Origin of the sequence: Dactylosporangium sp. NBC_01737, from assembly GCF_035963215.1 — a bacterium.
In the GTDB taxonomy this organism is placed as follows: domain Bacteria; phylum Actinomycetota; class Actinomycetes; order Mycobacteriales; family Micromonosporaceae; genus Dactylosporangium.
Window position 1 is genome coordinate 2640771 of sequence record NZ_CP109153.1, and the last position, 17657, is coordinate 2658427.

Annotated in this window: 17 protein-coding genes, 1 tRNA gene and 1 other RNA gene; 12 read left to right on the forward strand and 7 right to left on the reverse strand. The window is 70.5% G+C overall.

The window, feature by feature from the left end; translation table 11 throughout:
• Window positions 1-185 precede the first annotated feature (185 nt).
• Window positions 186-458, reverse strand: coding sequence for a DUF6232 family protein (locus OHA72_RS11565; protein WP_327007845.1), 273 nt, complete (start codon window positions 456-458; stop codon window positions 186-188).
• A gap of 283 nt (window positions 459-741) precedes the next feature.
• Here OHA72_RS11565 and OHA72_RS11570 point away from each other — a divergent pair, with 283 nt between their 5' ends.
• Entirely contained in the window at window positions 742-1248 is a 507-nt protein-coding gene (locus tag OHA72_RS11570) for a hypothetical protein (protein WP_327007846.1), read from the forward strand.
• A 58-nt stretch (window positions 1249-1306) separates the two neighbouring features.
• Here OHA72_RS11570 and OHA72_RS11575 read toward each other — a convergent pair.
• Window positions 1307-1394: transfer RNA gene (locus OHA72_RS11575), tRNA-Ser, on the reverse strand.
• 55 nt (window positions 1395-1449) lie between these two features.
• On the opposite strand from OHA72_RS11575, the gene ffs reads away from it, so the two are divergent.
• The 4 genes from ffs to recR all read left to right on the forward strand — a co-directional run bounded on the left by ffs (window position 1450) and on the right by recR (window position 5947).
• An RNA gene (ffs, locus tag OHA72_RS11580) (signal recognition particle sRNA small type) lies at window positions 1450-1543 on the forward strand.
• A 95-nt stretch (window positions 1544-1638) separates the two neighbouring features.
• Window positions 1639-4659, forward strand: coding sequence for a DNA polymerase III subunit gamma and tau (locus OHA72_RS11585; RefSeq protein ID WP_327007847.1), 3021 nt, complete (start codon window positions 1639-1641; stop codon window positions 4657-4659).
• Window positions 4660-5023: 364 nt separating this feature from the next.
• Window positions 5024-5344, forward strand: a complete 321-nt coding sequence (locus OHA72_RS11590; protein ID WP_327011534.1) for a YbaB/EbfC family nucleoid-associated protein — start codon at window positions 5024-5026, stop codon at window positions 5342-5344.
• A gap of 9 nt (window positions 5345-5353) precedes the next feature.
• Entirely contained in the window at window positions 5354-5947 is a 594-nt protein-coding gene (gene recR / locus OHA72_RS11595) for a recombination mediator RecR (protein WP_327007848.1), read from the forward strand.
• Here recR and OHA72_RS11600 read toward each other — a convergent pair.
• Window positions 5944-6171 (reverse strand): hypothetical protein, encoded by a 228-nt coding sequence (locus OHA72_RS11600; protein WP_442788565.1) that lies wholly within the window; start codon window positions 6169-6171, stop codon window positions 5944-5946. The two genes, recR and OHA72_RS11600, sit on opposite strands and share 4 nt — an antisense overlap.
• A 17-nt stretch (window positions 6172-6188) precedes the next feature.
• Here OHA72_RS11600 and OHA72_RS11605 point away from each other — a divergent pair, with 17 nt between their 5' ends.
• Window positions 6189-6497 carry a hypothetical protein gene (locus OHA72_RS11605; protein ID WP_327007849.1) on the forward strand — a complete coding sequence of 103 codons (309 nt, stop codon included), beginning with the start codon at window positions 6189-6191 and terminating at the stop codon, window positions 6495-6497.
• 82 nt (window positions 6498-6579) lie between these two features.
• On the opposite strand, the gene OHA72_RS11610 is transcribed toward OHA72_RS11605, so the two are convergent.
• The 3 genes from OHA72_RS11610 to OHA72_RS11620 form a co-directional block, all read right to left on the reverse strand.
• Window positions 6580-7284, reverse strand: coding sequence for an HNH endonuclease family protein (locus OHA72_RS11610; RefSeq protein ID WP_327007850.1), 705 nt, complete (start codon window positions 7282-7284; stop codon window positions 6580-6582).
• A 218-nt stretch (window positions 7285-7502) separates the two neighbouring features.
• Complete coding sequence (gene leuA, locus OHA72_RS11615) at window positions 7503-9209, reverse strand: 2-isopropylmalate synthase (RefSeq protein WP_327007851.1); 1707 nt, start codon at window positions 9207-9209, stop codon at window positions 7503-7505.
• A 155-nt stretch (window positions 9210-9364) separates the two neighbouring features.
• Window positions 9365-10165, reverse strand: coding sequence for a hypothetical protein (locus tag OHA72_RS11620; protein WP_327007852.1), 801 nt, complete (start codon window positions 10163-10165; stop codon window positions 9365-9367).
• A 120-nt stretch (window positions 10166-10285) separates the two neighbouring features.
• On the opposite strand from OHA72_RS11620, the gene OHA72_RS11625 reads away from it, so the two are divergent.
• The 4 genes from OHA72_RS11625 (at window position 10286) to OHA72_RS11640 (ending at window position 14774) form a co-directional block, all read left to right on the forward strand.
• Entirely contained in the window at window positions 10286-11551 is a 1266-nt protein-coding gene (locus tag OHA72_RS11625; RefSeq protein WP_327007853.1) for an aspartate kinase, read from the forward strand.
• Window positions 11552-11562: 11 nt separating this feature from the next.
• Entirely contained in the window at window positions 11563-12624 is a 1062-nt protein-coding gene (locus tag OHA72_RS11630; RefSeq protein ID WP_327007854.1) for an aspartate-semialdehyde dehydrogenase, read from the forward strand.
• Between the two features lie 82 nt (window positions 12625-12706).
• A complete protein-coding gene (locus OHA72_RS11635) occupies window positions 12707-14215 on the forward strand; it encodes a DHA2 family efflux MFS transporter permease subunit (RefSeq protein WP_327007855.1) in 1509 nt (502 codons plus the stop codon).
• Window positions 14193-14774, forward strand: coding sequence for an acyl-CoA-like ligand-binding transcription factor (locus OHA72_RS11640; RefSeq protein ID WP_327007856.1), 582 nt, complete (start codon window positions 14193-14195; stop codon window positions 14772-14774). The genes OHA72_RS11635 and OHA72_RS11640 overlap by 23 nt, the downstream gene beginning before the upstream one ends.
• A gap of 448 nt (window positions 14775-15222) precedes the next feature.
• Here the strand turns inward: OHA72_RS11640 and OHA72_RS11645 are convergent, their stop codons facing one another.
• Window positions 15223-16866 carry a DNA repair helicase XPB gene (locus tag OHA72_RS11645; protein WP_327007857.1) on the reverse strand — a complete coding sequence of 548 codons (1644 nt, stop codon included), beginning with the start codon at window positions 16864-16866 and terminating at the stop codon, window positions 15223-15225.
• 299 nt (window positions 16867-17165) lie between these two features.
• Between OHA72_RS11645 and OHA72_RS11650 the strand changes: the two genes are divergently transcribed.
• Together OHA72_RS11650 and OHA72_RS11655 are read left to right on the forward strand one after the other, a co-directional pair.
• On the forward strand, window positions 17166-17360 hold the full coding sequence (locus tag OHA72_RS11650) for a hypothetical protein (protein ID WP_327007858.1): 195 nt from the start codon (window positions 17166-17168) through the stop codon (window positions 17358-17360).
• Between the two features lie 43 nt (window positions 17361-17403).
• The gene (locus tag OHA72_RS11655; RefSeq protein WP_327007859.1) at window positions 17404-17640 is read left to right on the forward strand and encodes a hypothetical protein; all 237 of its coding nucleotides are present in this window, start codon (window positions 17404-17406) and stop codon (window positions 17638-17640) included.
• The last annotated feature ends 17 nt before the right edge of the window (window positions 17641-17657 follow it).

Below are 17657 nucleotides of genomic sequence, written 5' to 3' on the forward strand. Positions count from 1 at the left end.
TGCTGCACCGCGCGTCAGCCTCATGGGAGGACGCATACAAAACGGGCGCGCGGGTTGTCGCCCACGGGATGGTAACGACCAGCTACCCGGCAAGGTGCAATATTGCAAGTTGCATTTTTGCATCATCTCGATGAACCCGGGATGACCGCGCGCGAGGCGTATGCTCGCGCGCGGTCTTTCGGGGCCTAACTACGTGCTGGTTTGCACTGCTCCAGTGCTCTGATCAACGCTCTGCGGACCTGGCCGAAGGTGCGGGCGTCCGTGGTGCTGAAGAGGCGGACGTCGCTACTGCCGTAGCGCGCTCTGATCTCCAGCAGGGGCCGGATCGACGCAGATCCATGCCGGACGATGTACGCGCCGCGCAGCTCGGTCATCCGGAACCGGGCGGGACTTGGCCGGAGGACGGCCACATGGTCGCTGGTGACCATGATGTCCGGACTCCGATAGAAGGTGCGCATCTCCTTTCCCCTCTCGGTCTTGCGGAGGGGTTCTCGATGCGCAAGGATTGCTGTGGGTATCACCGCTGACCCTCCGCGTAGTCGTAGAGGTGGAAGCGATCACAAACAGCACCCGGTGGCCGCCGGGTGCTGTTGTGTTTCAACGCCTCCAAAGCCGGTTTGGCCATGCCTCATCGTCCCATGCGGCGTCACTATGCGCTAGGTCACATTCAGCCATATGGCAGATTGAGCGCTCGGAGCGGCCATGGCGGAACCGGATCGGCCCGCCGGAGGTCCAAGGCGCATGAGGCTCGCACTGGTCGCCGTCCTGCTGCTCGCGCTCGCCGGCTGCGATCGCAGACCCGACATGAAGGCCGAAACCGTCCGGTATCAGGCGGACTATCCGCAGTACCAGACCTTGGCCGAGCTGTTCGCCGCGGCCGATGTCGTCGCCGAGGTGCGCTTGGGCCCGTCCGCCGAGGTGCGCGGGGCCACGGAAACGGTGCCCAACGTTCACACAGTGTTCGACGCCACCGTCGGGCGCACCTTCAAGGGCCGCGCGCCGTCGCCGCTGGAGATCAAGCAGGGCGGTGGCCGCCACAAGGGCACGACCCACATCGAGGCCGGCAGTGTCAGTCTGCAGCCGAAGGCTCACTATCTGGTGTTCATCGAGGTGTACGACGATGCTCCGGCCTCACTGCTCAACCCGACGCAGGGCCAGTACCGACTGGATGACGGGGGCACTGTGACCCCGGTCGACGACGCCGGCCTGCGCTTCACCCTCGCCGACCTGGAGCGGCTGAGTTCCTAGCCAGACGCCAAACGCCGGGCGGCCCTGGCGGGCTTCCCGGCGTTTTGCCTGGTCAGGCTGGCGGAGGATACGAGATTCGAACTCGTGAGGGTTTTATCCCAACACGCTTTCCAAGCGTGCGCCCTAGGCCTCTAGGCGAATCCTCCGTGCGCCAGGATACCCATGCCTCGACCGCCGCGCGCCACCGGGTATTGTTGTCTGCAAGCCACTCGTGCGGCGTCATCTTACGAACCTCCCCAGGGCCGGAAGGCAGCAAGGATAAGTGAGCTCTGACGGGTGCACGGGTGGCGCCTTCATGTCCGGGCTCCGGTCGGCCGTTTTGTCGGTGGCTGGAGGTACCGTGGTCCCGGCCCGCCACACCGAGCCGATGACGCGAACGGAGGACCGCTGGTGGCGCTCGCGTTGTACCGCAAGTACCGGCCTCGCACGTTCGCCGAGGTGATCGGGCAGGAGCACGTCACAGAGCCGCTGTCGCAGGCGCTGCGCTCGGGGCGGCTCAACCATGCCTACCTCTTCTCCGGACCGCGTGGCTGCGGCAAGACCAGCAGCGCGCGCATCCTCGCCCGCTCGCTCAACTGCGAGAAGGGTCCGACGCCCGACCCGTGCGGCGAGTGCGACTCGTGTCGCGCGCTCGCGCCCGACGGCTCCGGGTCGATCGACGTGATCGAGATCGACGCCGCCAGCCACGGCGGTGTCGACGACGCGCGTGACCTGCGGGAGCGGGCGTTCTTCGCGCCGGTCTCCAGCCGGTTCAAGGTCTACGTCATCGACGAGGCGCACATGGTCTCGTCGGCGGGGTTCAACGCGCTGCTCAAGCTCGTCGAGGAGCCCCCGGAATACGTGAAGTTCGTCTTCGCGACCACGGAGCCCGAGAAGGTGCTCGGGACGATCAAGTCCCGCACCCATCACTATCCGTTCCGGCTGATCCCGCCGGGGGTGCTGCGGCCGTATCTGGAGCAGCTGACCGCGTCCGAGGGCGTCACGGTCGAGCCGGCGGTGTTCCCGCTCGTCGTGCGGGCCGGCGCCGGCAGCGCCCGGGACTCGCTCTCCGTCCTCGACCAGCTGATCTCGGGCGCCGGTCCCGACGGCGTCACCTATCAGCGGGCCGTGGCCCTGCTCGGTGTCACCGACGTCGCCCTGATCGACGAGATGTGCGACTCGCTCGCCGCCGACGACGGGCGGGGCGCCTATGGCGTCATCGACCGGGTCGTCGAGGCGGGACACGACCCGCGGCGGTTCGCCTCCGACCTGCTCGAGCGGCTCCGCGACCTCATCGTCCTGCAGCAGGTCCCCGACGCGGTCGCCAAGGGGCTGCTGGACGCGCCGCACGACCAGCTCGAGCGGATGGGCGCCCAGGCGACCCAGCTCGGGCAGGCGACGCTGTCGCGGTTCGCCGACATCGTGCACAACGGGCTGACCGAGATGCGCGGGACCACCGCGCCGCGGCTGCTGCTGGAGCTGATCACGGCCCGCATGCTGCTGCCGGGGGCCGACGACGCCAGCAATGCGCTGCTGCAGCGGCTGGAGCGCATGGAGCGGCGCGTGCTCGCGGGCGGTCCCGTTCCTGCTCCGGCGGTCGGTCTCGGCCCGGCGGCGGGGGATGGTGGCGGGGAGCGCTCCCTGCCTCCCGCGCAGGCTGCTGCGCCGTCCACGCCTGCTCCTGAGGCCCCCGCGCCTGTTCAGCCTTCCCCGCCGCCCGTTCAGGCTCCCGAGCCTGCCGTTGCGCCGCAGGTGGCGCCGGCCGCGCAGGAGCCGGCCGCTCAGGCACAGCCGGTTCCGCCGCAGCCGCCACAGGGCGGGCAGGGGGGCGGTGGGGTCGGCGCGCTCGACGCCGGCGCGGTCCGGCGGGTGTGGGCCGACGTGCTGTCGCTGGTGAGCGGGAAGTCGAAGAAGGCGGCGGCGATCGTCCGCGAGGCGACCGTGCAGGACGTCGAGGGCACCACGCTGGTGCTCGGGTTCAAGCACACGGCCCACGCCAACATGCTCAACGCCTCGCCTGACGTGCTCGTCGCCGCGCTGAGCGAGCTGCTCGGGGGCAAGTGGCAGGTCAGGTGCGAGGTCGGCGGGCAGCCCGGCGGCGGGGGCGGCGGAGGCGGAGGCGGCAGCCGTCCGAGCCCGCCACGCCCGACGCCGCAGTCCGGGCCGGGTGGTCCGCCGGTGCCCACCGACGGCGGTCCTCGCGGCGGCGGCGCGGCGGTGCCGCAGCAGGCCGCCGAGGCGTGGCCGACGCCGGCGCGACCCGCGGGCGATCCCGTGACGGTCGACGCGCGGGCGGCGGACACGAGCATGGCGTCGGCGCGGCCCGCCATGGCAGGTGCGCCGGCGTCGAGTGGGGACGGCTGGCCGACGCCGGTTGCTGTTCCCGGTGCGGTTGGTTCCCAGGGCGGCTGGCCCGCGACCGCGGTTCCGGGCGGTTCCGCGGCGCAGGCGGTTCAGGGAGCGTCGGCGGGCTATGCAGGCGGTCAATCGGGCGGTGGGTCGCTGAGTGGCGCTCAGCCGGACGGTGGGCTGCCTGGCGGTGGGCAGGGTGTTCAGGCGGGCGGTGGGGTGCCGGGTGGTGGACAGGGTGTTCATTCCGGCGGCGCTCATCCGAGCGGTGTTCATCCGAGCGGTGCTCAGCAAGGCAGTGTTCAGCAGAGCGGTGGGCCGGCGGGTGGTGGGCTGCCGGGCGGCGGCGGTGGGCAGAGTGTTCAGGTCAGTGGCGGGCAGGGTGGTGGGTGGCCGACGCCGGCTGTGCCGGGTGGTGTGACGCAGGTCGATGGCTGGCCGGCGACGGCGGTGCCGGGTGGGGTGGTTCGCACGCCGTCCGGTGGGGCGTTGGCGGATCCGCGTGGTCTGGCCGGGCAGGGGAGTGCCGGCGGCCCGACGCACGCGGGTGGCACACAGGTGAGCGAGTGGCCGGCCATTGCGACTCCCGGTGGTTCGGCTCCGGGTGGGCCGACGCAGGTGGTGACCAGGCAGCAGGGTGCGGGGCAGTCGTTCAACGGTGCCGGCACACAGAGCGGGCCGGGCCAGTCTCCGAACGGCGGCGGTGCGCCCGCGCACGGCGGTGGTCAGTCCTCCAACGGCGCACGCACGCAAGGGGGCGCCAAGCCGCAGAACGGTGCCCGGCCGCGCAGCGCGATCGAGCAGGCCCGGGAGGCGGCGAGCCGGGCGGCGAACGCGCCGCGGCGAGGGGGCGCAGCGCCCGCGCCGGCGGCCGAGTCGGTGTGGGAGGGTTCGGGGGCGGAGGAGCCGCCGTTCGATCCGGACTACGACGGGCCCGTCGCCGATCCGCGGTTTCCGGGGTTGGACCCGGGGGATGAGCTGCTCGACGATGCCAACTCGGTGCGCGAGTCGAGCGAAGAAGCGGCGTTGCGGTTGCTCAGTGAGGCGCTCGGCGCGGAGAAGATCGGCGAGACCACGAGCTGAGACCGCCGGGCCGGCCCGCGAGTCGGGCAGGGCCAGGCGGGCAGGGCGACCTGCACCCGACCGGGCGAGGAGCGCGAACCGCGCACGACCGAGCGACACCCCGCGCCGCACGCACCACCGAGCGATACCACGCCACACGCACGACCGAGCGACACCCGCGCCGCACGCACCACCTGAGCAAGAAACGTGGATTCGCGCACGACGGAGGCGGTTCGAGCGGAGCACCAACCCAGAAGCGGGAGCACCAACCCAGAACGCAGCAACGCCGGCTGGGGTATACAGCTAGGCGAGTCAGGTAAGAGCAGCTGAGCATTGCCCGAGGATCGAAGAGGAGCAGACCGTGCGCCCCGGTGGACAGCCCAACCTGCAGCAGATGATGAAGCAGGCGCAGAAGATGCAGCAGCAGATGGTCGCCGCGCAGGCCGAGTTGGCCGAGGCCGAGCTGACCGGCACCGCCGGTGGTGGTCTCGTCACGGCGGTCGTGCGCGGGTCCGGTGAGGTCGTCAGCATCAAGATCGACCCGAAGGCGGTCGACCCGGATGACGTGGAGACCCTCGAGGATCTCGTGGTCGCCGCGCTGCACAACGCCGCGAAGGCCGCGAAGGATCTGACGGAGGAGAAGATGGGACCGCTGACGGCGGGTCTGGGCGGGTTGGGCGGCGGCCTCGGGCTGCCCGGATTCTAGCCACCGCAGATGTACGAAGGTGCCATCCAGGACCTGATCGACGAGCTGGGCAGGCTGCCCGGCGTCGGTCCGAAGAGCGCGCAGCGGATCGCGTTCCACGTGCTCGCGTCCGACCCGTCGGACGTGAAGCGGCTCGCGCACGCGCTGACACGGGTGAAGGAGCTCGTGCGGTTCTGCACGCGCTGCTTCAACGTGGCGGAGGAGGAGCTGTGCCGGATCTGCCGTGACCCGCGCCGCAGCGACGAGGTGTACTGCGTCGTCGAGGAGCCCAAGGACGTCGTCGCGATCGAGCGGACCGGTGAGTTCCGGGGGAGGTATCACGTGCTCGGCGGGGCGATCAACCCGCTGGAGGGCGTGGGGCCGGACAACCTGAAGGTCCGCGAGCTGATGATGCGGCTCGCGGACGGCACCTGCAAGGAGCTGATTCTCGCGACCGACCCCAACACTGAGGGCGAGGCCACCGCGACGTACCTGGCGCTGCTGGTCAAGCCGATGGGGCTCAATGTGACCCGCCTCGCCAGCGGGCTGCCGGTCGGCGGCGACCTCGAATACGCGGACGAGATCACGCTCGGCCGCGCGTTCGAGGGGCGCCGGTCGGTCTAGCCTTCGGGGCGGTTCAGGATGCCGACGGCCACGGCGTGCACGGCGGCGATGTCGGCGGGGTCGCGGAGGTGGGTTCGGGTGCCGGTCACCACGTACCACTCCTCGGCGTCCTTGTACTGGACCCGCACGAGCGCGGCGCCGGTGGCGTCGACCTCGGAGCGCAGGGTCAGCTCGCCGGTGACGACGCCGACCTCGTCGGTCATCACCCCGCCGGGGCCTGCCATGATGTCGGTCGTCGGCGGTGCGGGCACCGCAGGCCCGGCACCGGCCGCGGCAGGAGCGGCCGGCGCAGGAGCGGCCGGCGCAGGAGCGGCCGGCGCAGGAGCGGCCGGCGGAGCGGCCGGCGCAGGAGTGGCCGGCGCAGGAGTGGCCGGCGCAGAAGCGCCAGGATCGGGAGCCGAAGCCGCGGGAGCCGCCGCAGCAGCAGCGGTCGCCGCCGCCGGGCCGGTCCCAGCGGCCGGACCCGCCGCCACAGCACCCGCCGCCACAGCTCCAGCGACCGGAGCCGCCGGAGCCGAAGGTGCAGCAGGGGCGGCCGGTGCCTCCGTAGTAGCCGGTGCCGCTCCCGGCACCGGTGCTGCGTCTGCCATCTCGGCCGCCCTTCAGTCACACGTCGATACGGATGGAACTACCTACTTGCAGGTCGCCAGCATGTCCGTCAGCGCCGACTTCTCGGCGGTGGTGACGGTCAGCTTGTAGAAGCTCTTCACCGTTACCCAGTTTTGCGCATATGTGCACCAGTAGGCCTTGTTCGGCGGCTTCCACGTCGACGGGTCCTGGTCACCCTTGGACCGGTTCGACTGGAGGCTGACCGCGAACAGCTGCGGTCGCGTCAGGTCGTTGGCGAACTGTTTGCGCTGCTCATCGGTCCACTTGCTGGCACCGGAACGCCAGCCGGCCGCGAGCGGCACCATGTGGTCGATGTCGAGGGCCTTGGGGTCGGTGAGGTTCTTGTCGTCGTACGGGCTGTACCACGCACCGGACAGGATCTTGCACTCGGCGTCGGCCTTGACGTCCTTGCCGTCACGCTTGAGCACGACGTCGCGGGTGTCGCAGCCGTCACCCTGGCCGATCCAGTGGGTGAACTTCTCGCGGCTGTAGCCGGCCATCGACCCGCTCGCAGCGACGGTGAGCTGCTCGAGGGCCGCGGTCGCAGCGGCCGGGTTGCCCGCGGCCGGCTTGCTCGCGCCGGTGGTGGCACCACCGCTGCCGGCCGTGGAGGTCGAGCTGGGCGCTGCCGCGCCCGGTGTGGAGGAGACCTCGCAGCTCGCGGCGCCGGTGAGCACCGTGGCGAGCGCGAGGGCGAGGATGACGGCTTTACCGTTGGAGGGGCGCACGCCACCACTGTGCGGCATCGAGGCACGCCGCGCGCGCTGCGCCACAGTGCGATTCCCGACACGAACCGGGGGACAGACCCCAGGATGACGGGACCGCAGTCCCTGTCGGGCGGGACACCGCGCCCGGCAGGATCTGTTGCATGCGAACGAAAATCTGGGCAGGACCCACATAGCAGAGAACGGGCCGGCCCAGAAGGACCGGCCCGTTCCAACCACGATCAGCTGCGGTTTGCGGCGCTCAGCACGGCACGCAACGATGCGGTCACGATGTTGGCGTCGATGCCGACGCCCCAGAAGGTCTGACCGTCGACGGAGCACTCGACATACGCCGCGGCCTGCGCGCTCTCACCGGCGGTGAGAGCGTGCTCGGCGTAGTCCAGGACCCGCACGTCGACGCCGAAGTCGCCCAGCGCGTGGACGAACGCGTCGATCGGGCCGTTGCCGGTCGCGGAGACCGAGCGGACCACGCCGTCGACCGCGACGTCCGCGGTCAGCGTGACCTTGCCGTCGACCGTCGAGGCCTCATATCCCTGCAGCATGAACCGGCGGTCGGAGAAGTACTCCGCGGAGAAGAAGTCCCACATCGCCTGCGGGCTGACCTCGCCGCCCTCGTCGTCGGTGTGCCGCTGCACGACGCCGGAGAACTCGATCTGCAGGCGACGCGGCAGGTCGAGGTGGTGCTCGGACTTCATCACGTACGCGACGCCGCCCTTGCCGGACTGCGAGTTGACCCGGATGACCGCCTCGTAGGAGCGGCCGACGTCCTTGGGGTCGATCGGCAGGTAGGGCACGCCCCACGTGTAGCGGTCGATGTCGACCCCGGCGGCCGCGGCGTCGCGCTGCAACGCGTCGAAGCCCTTCTTGATCGCGTCCTGGTGGGAGCCGGAGAACGCCGTGTAGACCAGGTCGCCGGCGTACGGGTGGCGCTCGTGCACGGGCAGCTGGTTGCAGTACTCGACGGTGCGCTTCACCTCGTCGATGTCGGAGAAGTCGATCTGCGGGTCGACGCCCTGGGAGAACAGATTCAGCCCCAGCGTCACCAGGTCGACGTTGCCGGTGCGCTCGCCGTTGCCGAACAGGCAGCCCTCGATCCGGTCGGCGCCGGCCATCAGGCCCAGCTCGGCGGCGGCGACGGCGGTGCCGCGGTCGTTGTGCGGGTGCAGGGACAGCACGACTGACTGGCGCCGCGGCAGGTTGCGCGACATCCACTCGATGGAGTCCGCGTAGACGTTGGGGGTCGCCATCTCCACCGTCGCCGGCAGGTTGATGATCAGCGGCCGGTCGGGCGTCGGCTGCAGGACCTCGATGACGGCGCTGCAGATCTCCAGCGCGTAGTCCAGCTCGGTCCCGGTGTACGACTCTGGCGAGTACTGGTAGTAGATCTCGGTGTCGGGCGTGATCGCCTCGGCGTACTTCTGGCACAGCCGCGCCGCGCTCGTTGCGATGTCGGTGATCCCGGCCTTGTCCAGGCCGAACACGACCCGCCGCTGCAGCGTGGAGGTCGAGTTGTAGAAGTGCACGATGGCCCGCTTCGCGCCGCGCAGGGACTCGAACGTGCGCTCGATCAGGGTGTCGCGGCACTGCGTCAGGACCTGGATGGTGACGTCGTCCGGGATCAGGTCCTGCTCGATCAGGGTCCGCACGAAGTCGAAGTCGGTCTGCGAGGCGGCCGGGAAACCTACCTCGATCTCCTTGTAGCCCATGCGCACCAGCAGGCCGAACATGCGGCGCTTGCGCTCCACGGACATCGGGTCGATCAGTGCCTGGTTGCCGTCGCGCAGGTCGACCGCGCACCAGCGGGGCGCCACGGTGACCTCGCGGGAGGGCCATTGGCGGTCGGTCAGCGGGACCGGAAACTGTTCACTGAAAGGCCGGTAGCGCTCGACGGGCATCCGGCTGGCGGTCTGGTTCGCGATTTCTGACATGGTCTGCTGCTCCTGGGAAAGGTGGCCGAAGAAGGTCGACCGGCAGGAGCGCGCAGACGCGACTCAACCCCGCGACGAGGTGCCGGCCTGTCGGGCCTCGTCGCGGCGACGAAGAAGAAGAACCGTCTGCCACATGTCGAGCGACAGCCTACCACTCACCGCGACGGCGAAACCGAGGCTGTGAGCGAGGTCTTGGGCGACGGCGGAGGGGGCGGCGGCGACGACGTGCCCAGCGGAGCGCCCGCGACCACAGGGCCGGGCAGCGAGATCGTCTCGGGCGCCGGCGCGGGTTCCCCCGTGAGGGTGAGCTGCCCCAGCGGGATCTTCGCGGCGACGAGGATGCCGCGGTCGTTGTAGCAGAACACCCCGGCGTCGATCGGCGGCTGGACCGCGGTGACGCCCGGCTCGACCGCGAAGCACGGCGCCGACGTGCCGGCCAGGGGCTGGGCGGGGGCCACCGCCAGGGGCACCTGCCGGTCCAGGAGCACGTCGAGCCAGGCGATGAAGACGTACTGCAGCCGCGGGTCGATCGCGACGGGCAGCTTCTTGTTGGTGGCGGCGACCCTGACGCACCCGCTGGAGGGGTTGATCGGGCACTGGTAGACGCCCTCGGGCCGGTTGGCGATCGCGACGTCGGCGGTACCGCCGAGCGCGCCGCCCTGGATGTCGACCCGCCACGTGCGGTCGGTGGCGACGGTGACCAGCACCGACCGGGGCGACTTGCCCTGCACGACGAGGGTGTACGCGGCGATGTACCGCTGGTCCTTGGCGACCGCGACCCGGGCGGCGAGCATGCCGCGGGGGTCGGGCTGCGCGGGCGCACCGGTCGCCGGGGCCGACGCCGGGTCCGTCGGCGGGTCCCCGCCACAGGCCGTCAGCAGCAGCCCGGTGACCACGGCGAGCGCCGTGCCGGTGGTCACAGTGATCGCGGTTACCCGGCCCCGACGTGAGCGCACGTGCGTATTCTCGCCTGTCGGACGGCCGGATCGTGGGAACGCCACTCCCGACGGGTACCCGGCGCCGGTACGCTCGGCTGCGTCAACATCGCCCGTACGGGTGGAAAGGAGCTCGACGGCGTGGCGCTGATCGTGCAGAAGTACGGCGGGTCGTCCGTCGCCAACGCCGAGCGCATCAAGCGCGTCGCCGAGCGGATCGTCGACACGCGGAAGGCCGGCAACGAGGTCGTCGTGGTCGTCTCGGCCATGGGCGACACGACCGATGAGCTCCTCGACCTCGCATCGCAGGTCAGCCCGGTCCCGGCCGGCCGCGAGCTGGACATGTTGCTCACCGCCGGCGAGCGCATCTCCATGGCGCTGCTGGCGATGGCCATCAACAATCTCGGATACGAGGCAAGGTCGTACACCGGCAGCCAGGCAGGCGTCATCACCACCTCGACGCACGGCCGGGCCCGGATCATCGACGTGACGCCGGGTCGCCTGCGCGGCGCACTGGACGAGGGTGCGATCGCGATCGTCGCCGGCTTCCAGGGTGTGTCGCAGGACACCAAGGACATCACCACCCTCGGCCGGGGCGGCTCGGACACCACGGCGGTCGCGCTCGCGGCGGCGCTGCACTCTGACGTGTGCGAGATCTACACCGACGTCGACGGGATCTTCACCGCCGACCCGCGGGTCGCGAAGAACGCCCGGCACATCAAGCAGATCACGTACGAGGAGATGCTCGAGCTGGCCGCCTGCGGCGCGAAGGTGCTGCACCTGCGCAGCGTCGAGTATGCGCGGCGGTTCTCGTTGCCGATCCATGTGCGCTCGTCGTACTCAACCGCCAACGGCACCATGGTCACCGGATCGATAGAGGACCTTTCTGTGGAGCAAGCGCTCATCACCGGCGTCGCACACGACCGCAGCGAAGCGAAGATCACCATTGTCGGCGTGCCCGACCAGCCCGGTGTCGCCGCGCGGATCTTCCAGACGGTCGCCGCCGCGGAGACGAACATCGACATGATCGTGCAGAACGTGTCGACCGAGGGCACCGGCCGCACGGACATCTCGTTCACGCTGCCGAAGACCGACGGCGCCACCGCGAAGGCGGCGCTCGAGAGGGTCAAGGCGACCGTCGACTTCCGCGACATCCTGTTCGACGACCACATCGGCAAGGTCTCACTCATCGGCGCCGGCATGCGCTCCAACCCCGGCGTCGCGGCCAAGCTCTTCGCCGCGCTCGCCGAGGCCGGCGTCAACATCGAGATGATCTCCACCTCGGAGATCCGGGTGTCCGTCGTGTGCCGCGACACCGACCTTGACGTCGCCGTCCGTGCCATTCACGACGCCTTCGAACTCGGTGGGACCGAGGAAGCCGTGGTTTATGCGGGGACCGGACGGTAGGTTCGCTCGTTATGGGCGCGTTACCAACGTTGGCCGTCGTCGGTGCTACCGGCGCCGTCGGCACAGTCATGTGTGAGCTGCTCTCCTCCCGCAAGAACATGTGGGGGGAGATCCGCCTCGTCGCCTCCAAACGCTCCGCCGGCCGCACCCTGGTCGTGCGGGGCGAGGAGCTCATCGTGCACGAGCTCGCCGCCGAGGTGTTCGACGGCGTCGACGTGGCGATGTTCGACGTTCCGGACGAGGTGTCCGCCGAGTGGGCCCCGATCGCGGTGTCCCGCGGCGCGATCGCCGTCGACAACTCCGGCGCGTTCCGGATGGACCCGGACGTCCCGCTGGTCGTCCCGGAGATCAACCCGGAGCAGTCGCGCAACCGGCCCAAGGGCATCATCGCCAACGCCAACTGCACCACGCTGACGATGATCGTGGCCCTCGCGCCGCTGCATCGTGAGTACGGGCTCAAGGAGCTGGTGCTGGCGTCGTACCAGGCCGTCTCCGGTGCCGGCAAGGACGGCGTCGACACCCTGCTCGGCCAACTGGAGCGGGTCAGCGGCGACCGGAGCCTCGGCTCCCGCTCGGGCAACGTACGCCAGGCCGTCGGCGACGACCTCGGCCCGTTCCCCGCGCCGCTCGCCCTCAACGTGGTCCCGTGGGCGGGCTCCCTGCGCGACGGCGGCTGGTCGTCGGAGGAGCTCAAGATGCGCAACGAGTCGCGCAAGATCCTTGGCCTGCCCGACATGAAGGTCTCCGCGACCTGCGTGCGCGTCCCGGTCGTCACCGGCCACTCGGTCGCCGTGCACGCGGTCTTCGGCGTGGAGGTCGACGCCGAGGGCGCTCGCGAGGTGCTGCGGCACGCGCCGGGCGTGATCCTGGTCGACGACCCCGCCGCCGGCGAGTTCCCGATGCCGATCGACGCGGTCGGCACCGACCCGGCGTGGGTCGGCCGCATCCGGCGCTCGATCGACGACCCGCGCGCCCTGGACCTGTTCGTCACGGGCGACAACCTGCGCAAGGGCGCGGCGCTGAACACCGCGCAGATCGCCGAGCTGCTGTCCAAGGAGCTGCAGGCGTCCTGAGATTTTCTGAGAAGCCCCCGCCGATCCCGGCGGGGGCTTTTTTGTTTGACAGTTACTACCAAGTGAGAGTTACTCTCAAATCATGGTTGCTGTCACTTCAAGCCCGCGCCGCTGGTGGGCGCTCGTGGCGATCGTCCTGAGCATCCTCACGATCGGCTTCGACACCACGATCCTCAACGTCGCCCTGCCCACGCTCGCCACGGACCTGCACGCCGGCACGGGCGAACTGCAGTGGCTCGTCGACGCCTACGTCCTCGTGTTCGCCGGCCTGCTGCTGCCGATGGGGGCGCTCGGTGACCGGTACGGCCGCCGCAAACTCCTGCTCATCGGCCTTGCGCTGTTCGCGGGCGCCTCGGCCGTCGCCGTGTTCGCGTCGACCGCCGGTCAGGTCATCGCCGCCCGCGCGGTCATGGGCATCGGCGCGGCGATCCTCACCCCGATCACCCTCGCCGTCCTGCCCGTGCTCTTCGAGCCGCACGAACGCGGCAAGGCGATCGCCGTCACCACGATGGGCATGGGCCTCGGCCTCCCGCTCGGCCCGATCATCGGCGGCTACCTGCTCGAACACTTCTGGTGGGGCTCGATCTTCCTGATCAACGTCCCGGTCGCCCTGGTCGCGATCGTCGCCGTCACGCTCCTGATCCCCGAGTCGCGCGCGGCGTCGCCCCGCCCCGCCGACATCCCGGGCGGCGTCCTGTCCACCGCCGGTCTGGTGCTGCTCGTGTACGGCACGATCGAAGCCCCGTCCCGTGGCTGGACCGACGCCCTCGTGCTCGCCACGCTCGGCCTCGGCGCCGCCCTCCTGGTCGCCTTCGTGCTCGTCGAGCGGCGCCGGGCAGCACCCATGATCGATCTGCGACTGTTCCGCCGTCCGCGTTTCGCCTGGGGTACGGCGGCCGGCACCGTTGCCTCGTTCGCCCTCTTCGGCCTGCTGTTCATCCTCCCCCAGTTCCTGCAGTCCGTCCTCGGCCACACCGCCCTCGGCGTCGGCCTGCGCCTGCTGCCCCTGATCGGCGGCCTGTTCGTCGGCGCCCCACTCGGCGAACGGCTCGGGCATCTACTGACCACCCGGGTACCCGTCGCCGCCGGCCTGCTCATCGGCGCCTGCGGCCTGCTTCTCGGCGTCTGGAGCCTGCGGCACGGCACCGGCTACGGGTTCGTGGCCACCTGGCTCGCCGTCACCGGCCTGGGCATCGGCCTCGCCCTCGCCCCGGCCACGGACGCGGTCCTCGGCGAACTGCCCCGCGACGAGGCCGGCGCCGGCACCGCCGTCACCATGACCCTGCGCCAGGTCGCCGGCGCGCTCGGTGTCGCCCTGCTCGGCAGCCTCGCCTCGGCCGTGTACACGGCTGCCTCACCCGGCCTGCGCTCCGTCGCCGCGGACGTTGCCTCGCCCGCGCTGGCCCTGGCCGCGCGGGGCGCCTTCGTCGACGCGATGAGCGCCGTGCTGCTCGTCTGCGCCGCCTTCGCGCTCATCGGTGCCGCCCTGACCGCGGTCTTCCTGCCCGCCGCTGCCGCCGGCCCAGCTCACGGTGCGGACCCGGCCGGCGGTGCGGGAGAATCGAAGGATGAGCTCACCGGGGTTGCGTGAACGCAAGAAGCAGAAGACCCGCTGGGCGATCCAGGCGCACGCCCTGCGGCTCTTCACTGCACAGGGCTACGACGCGACGACGGTCGAGCAGATCGCCGAGGCCGCGGAGATCTCACCGAGCACGTTCTTCCGGTACTTCAAAACCAAGGAAGACGTCGTCACGCAGGACCGGTATGACGACGTGATGGTCGCCGCGATCCGCACCGCCCCGCCGGAGCTGACCCCGATCGAGACGATGCGGCTCGCGATCGTCGGCTCGTTCGCGCAGATCGTCCCCGACGAGGCGGAGCAGGTGCTGCAACGGGCGCGGCTGGCGTTCTCCGTCCCCGCGCTGCGCATGCGCTCGCTGGACAGCATGCTCTCCGCGATCGACGTCCTGGCCGCCCCGCTCGCCGAACGCCTCGGCCGCCCCGCCGACGACTTCCGCGTCCAGGCCTTCGTCGGCGCCTGCGTCGGCGCCATCATCAACGCCGCCATGACCTGGGTGACCGCCCGCGGCGACGCCGACATCCTCATCCTGCTCGACGAGGCCCTCTCCGTGGTCGCCGACGGCCCCTGACGTACCCCGGCCCGACAGCTCCGCGGGAGAATTGGATCTTCCGATCCCGGCGCAGCGGCGAGGTGGCGGCAGACGATCTTGCGGGCGTGATCAAAGGACAGCAGTGGCCACCCCGGCGACCACGGGCGTCCTTCGATCAAGCGGCCGGGTGGAGATCGCCGCCTGGGGCGTGGTCCTCCCCGGTCCAGTCAGCGATCCGGAGACGCCACCCCACGGGAACCACCGATTGACACAACCCTGCACAGATCGAAGTCGCCCCGTGGTCGTCGGGCGACCGGTGCGCGGTGTTGATCACGGCAGCACGGTGTCCGGCGGCCCTTCCGCCGGAGTGTTCGTGCCGGTGGTCGCGGGTTCGGGGCATTTGCCGTCCGTCACCACCACTTGGCGAGCCTCCCGTGCAGGACCGTGGCTCCGGGCGGAGATCTTTGCCTGGAGCCGCGGTCTGCAGTTACGGGGCGAGGACGTCGTCGGCGTCGGTGATGGTGTACGCGTAGCCCTGCTCAGCCAGGAACCGCTGTCGATGGGCGGCATACTCGGTGTCGATCGTGTCGCGGGCGACGACCGTGTAGAAGTGGGCCTGGCGCTTGTCGGCCTTCGGGCGCAGGACGCGGCCGAGGCGCTGGGCCTCCTCCTGGCGGGAGCCGAAGCTGCCCGACACCTGGATCGCCACGGCGGCCTCGGGCAGGTCGATCGAGAAGTTGCCGACGCGGGAGATCACGAGGGTCTTGAGCTCGCCGGTGCGGAACGCGTCGAAGAGGCGCTCGCGCTCCTTGTTGGTGGTCGCGCCCTGCACGATCGGCGCGTCCAGGAACTCGCCGAGCTGGTGCAGCTGGTCGATGTAGCCGCCGATGACCAGGATCTGATCGTCCTTGTGCCGCTCGACCAGGGCCTGGACCACGGGCAGCTTCGTGCGGGCGGTCGCGGCGACCCGGTAGCGCTCCTCGGGCTCGGCGACCGCATACGCCATCCGCTCCGCGTCGGTCAGCGTGACGCGGACCTCGACGCACTCGGCGGGTGCGATCCAGCCCTGCGCCTCGATGTCCTTCCACGGCGCGTCGTAGCGCTTCGGGCCGATCAGCGAGAACACGTCGCCCTCCCGGCCGTCTTCACGGACCAGCGTCGCGGTCAGGCCGAGCCGGCGCCTGGCCTGCAGGTCGGCGGTGAACCGGAAGATCGGGGCGGGCAGCAGGTGGACCTCGTCATAGACGATGAGCCCCCAGTCGCGGGCGCCGAACAGGTCCAGGTGCGGGAACACGCCGCCGCGGCGGGTCGTCAGCACCTGGTACGTCGCGATCGTGACCGGCCGGATCTCCTTGCGCTCGCCGGAGTATTCGCCGATCTCCTCCTCGGTCAGGCTGGTCCGGGCGATCAGCTCGCGCTTCCACTGCCGGCCGGCGACCGTGTTGGTGACCAGGATCAGGGTGGTCGCCTTGGCCTCCGCCATCGCCGCCGCGCCGACGAGCGTCTTGCCGGCGCCGCAGGGCAGCACGACGACCCCGGAGCCGCCCGCCCAGAACGAGTCGACCGCCTCGCGCTGATAGGAGCGCAGGACCCAGCCGTCCTCGGCGAGGTCGATCTGGTGCGCCTCGCCGTCGACGTAACCGGCGAGGTCCTCCGCCGGCCAGCCCAGCTTGAGCAGCGCCTGCTTGAGCCGCCCACGCTCGGACGCGTGCACGATGAGGGTGTCGGCGTCGATGTTGGCGCCGAGCATGCCGGCGAGCTTCTTGCTCTTCGCGACCTCGACCAGCACCGCACGGTCCAGCCCGCGCAGGACCAGCCCGTGCACGGGGTCGTTGAGCAGCTGGAGCCGCCCATAGCGATCCATCGTCTCGGCGATGTCGACGAGCAGCGCGTGCGGCACCGGATAACGGGAGAACCGCAGCAGCGCGTCGACCACCCCCTCCGCGTCATGCCCGGCAGCGCGCGCATTCCACAGGCCGAGCGGCGTCAGGCGATAGGTGTGCACGTGCTCCGGCGAGCGCTCGAGCTCGGCGAACGGCGCGATCGCCATCCGGCACGCAAGCGCGTCGGGATGGTCGACCTCAAGCAGCAGGGTCTTGTCGGACTGGACGATCAGTGGACCTTCGGGCACGGCAACCAGTGTCGCACGCACCTGTGACAGTTCCCGAGATGTGGGAGGTTCGCAGTTTGCTGCAACCTTGCGGGGGTCGCATTGCGTCTGACGTAGTGACTGCCATGCGATGGATGCGATCGACTTCGCCTCCATCGTTTGTCGTGTCGCTGTTGTACCAGCAGGGCGTTGGTGGGAGCCGGACGGTCGCGTTCGGATCGGGAAATGGCGGTGTGGTCGCGGGGGCCGGCTACCGCTCGACCGATCGACGCAATCGGGGGTGGGCGCGTCGTCCGCTCCACCTCCGTAGACTGGTCCGCGTGGGTCGGCGGTTTGGCGACAGAGCGGCCTTGACGTTCGGCGGTTTCGCCGCGGTGGCGGTGGCCGTCGGCTGGTTCCTGCTCTCCTCACAGGTGGCGCACACCGACGTCCAGACCGCCGTCAGCGAGTCCCTGGGCGCGATCCTCGTCCTCATGCTGATCGTCTCCGTGATCGGATCCATCCGCCGAGGCTGATGAACGCCGTGACAGCGGGCGATGAGTCGGTACGCTGTGGAAGGTGACCGACCTGGAGGGCGCGCCAGTATCGACTGTGGAAGATGACGCCACGGTCGGCTTCTCGCCGCTGGCGATGATCGGCGTCGGCACGGTGGGTGTCCTGGGCATGGCGTGGTTCCTGGTGTCGTGGCTGGTGCTCGGAAGCCCGCTCACCGACGCGATCGGCGAGACGGTCGGCAGCCTTGCCGCAGTCCTGCTGATCGTTTCGATCATCGGCGCTGCCCGCGCCGCCGACTGACGCCGCAAAGCGCTACG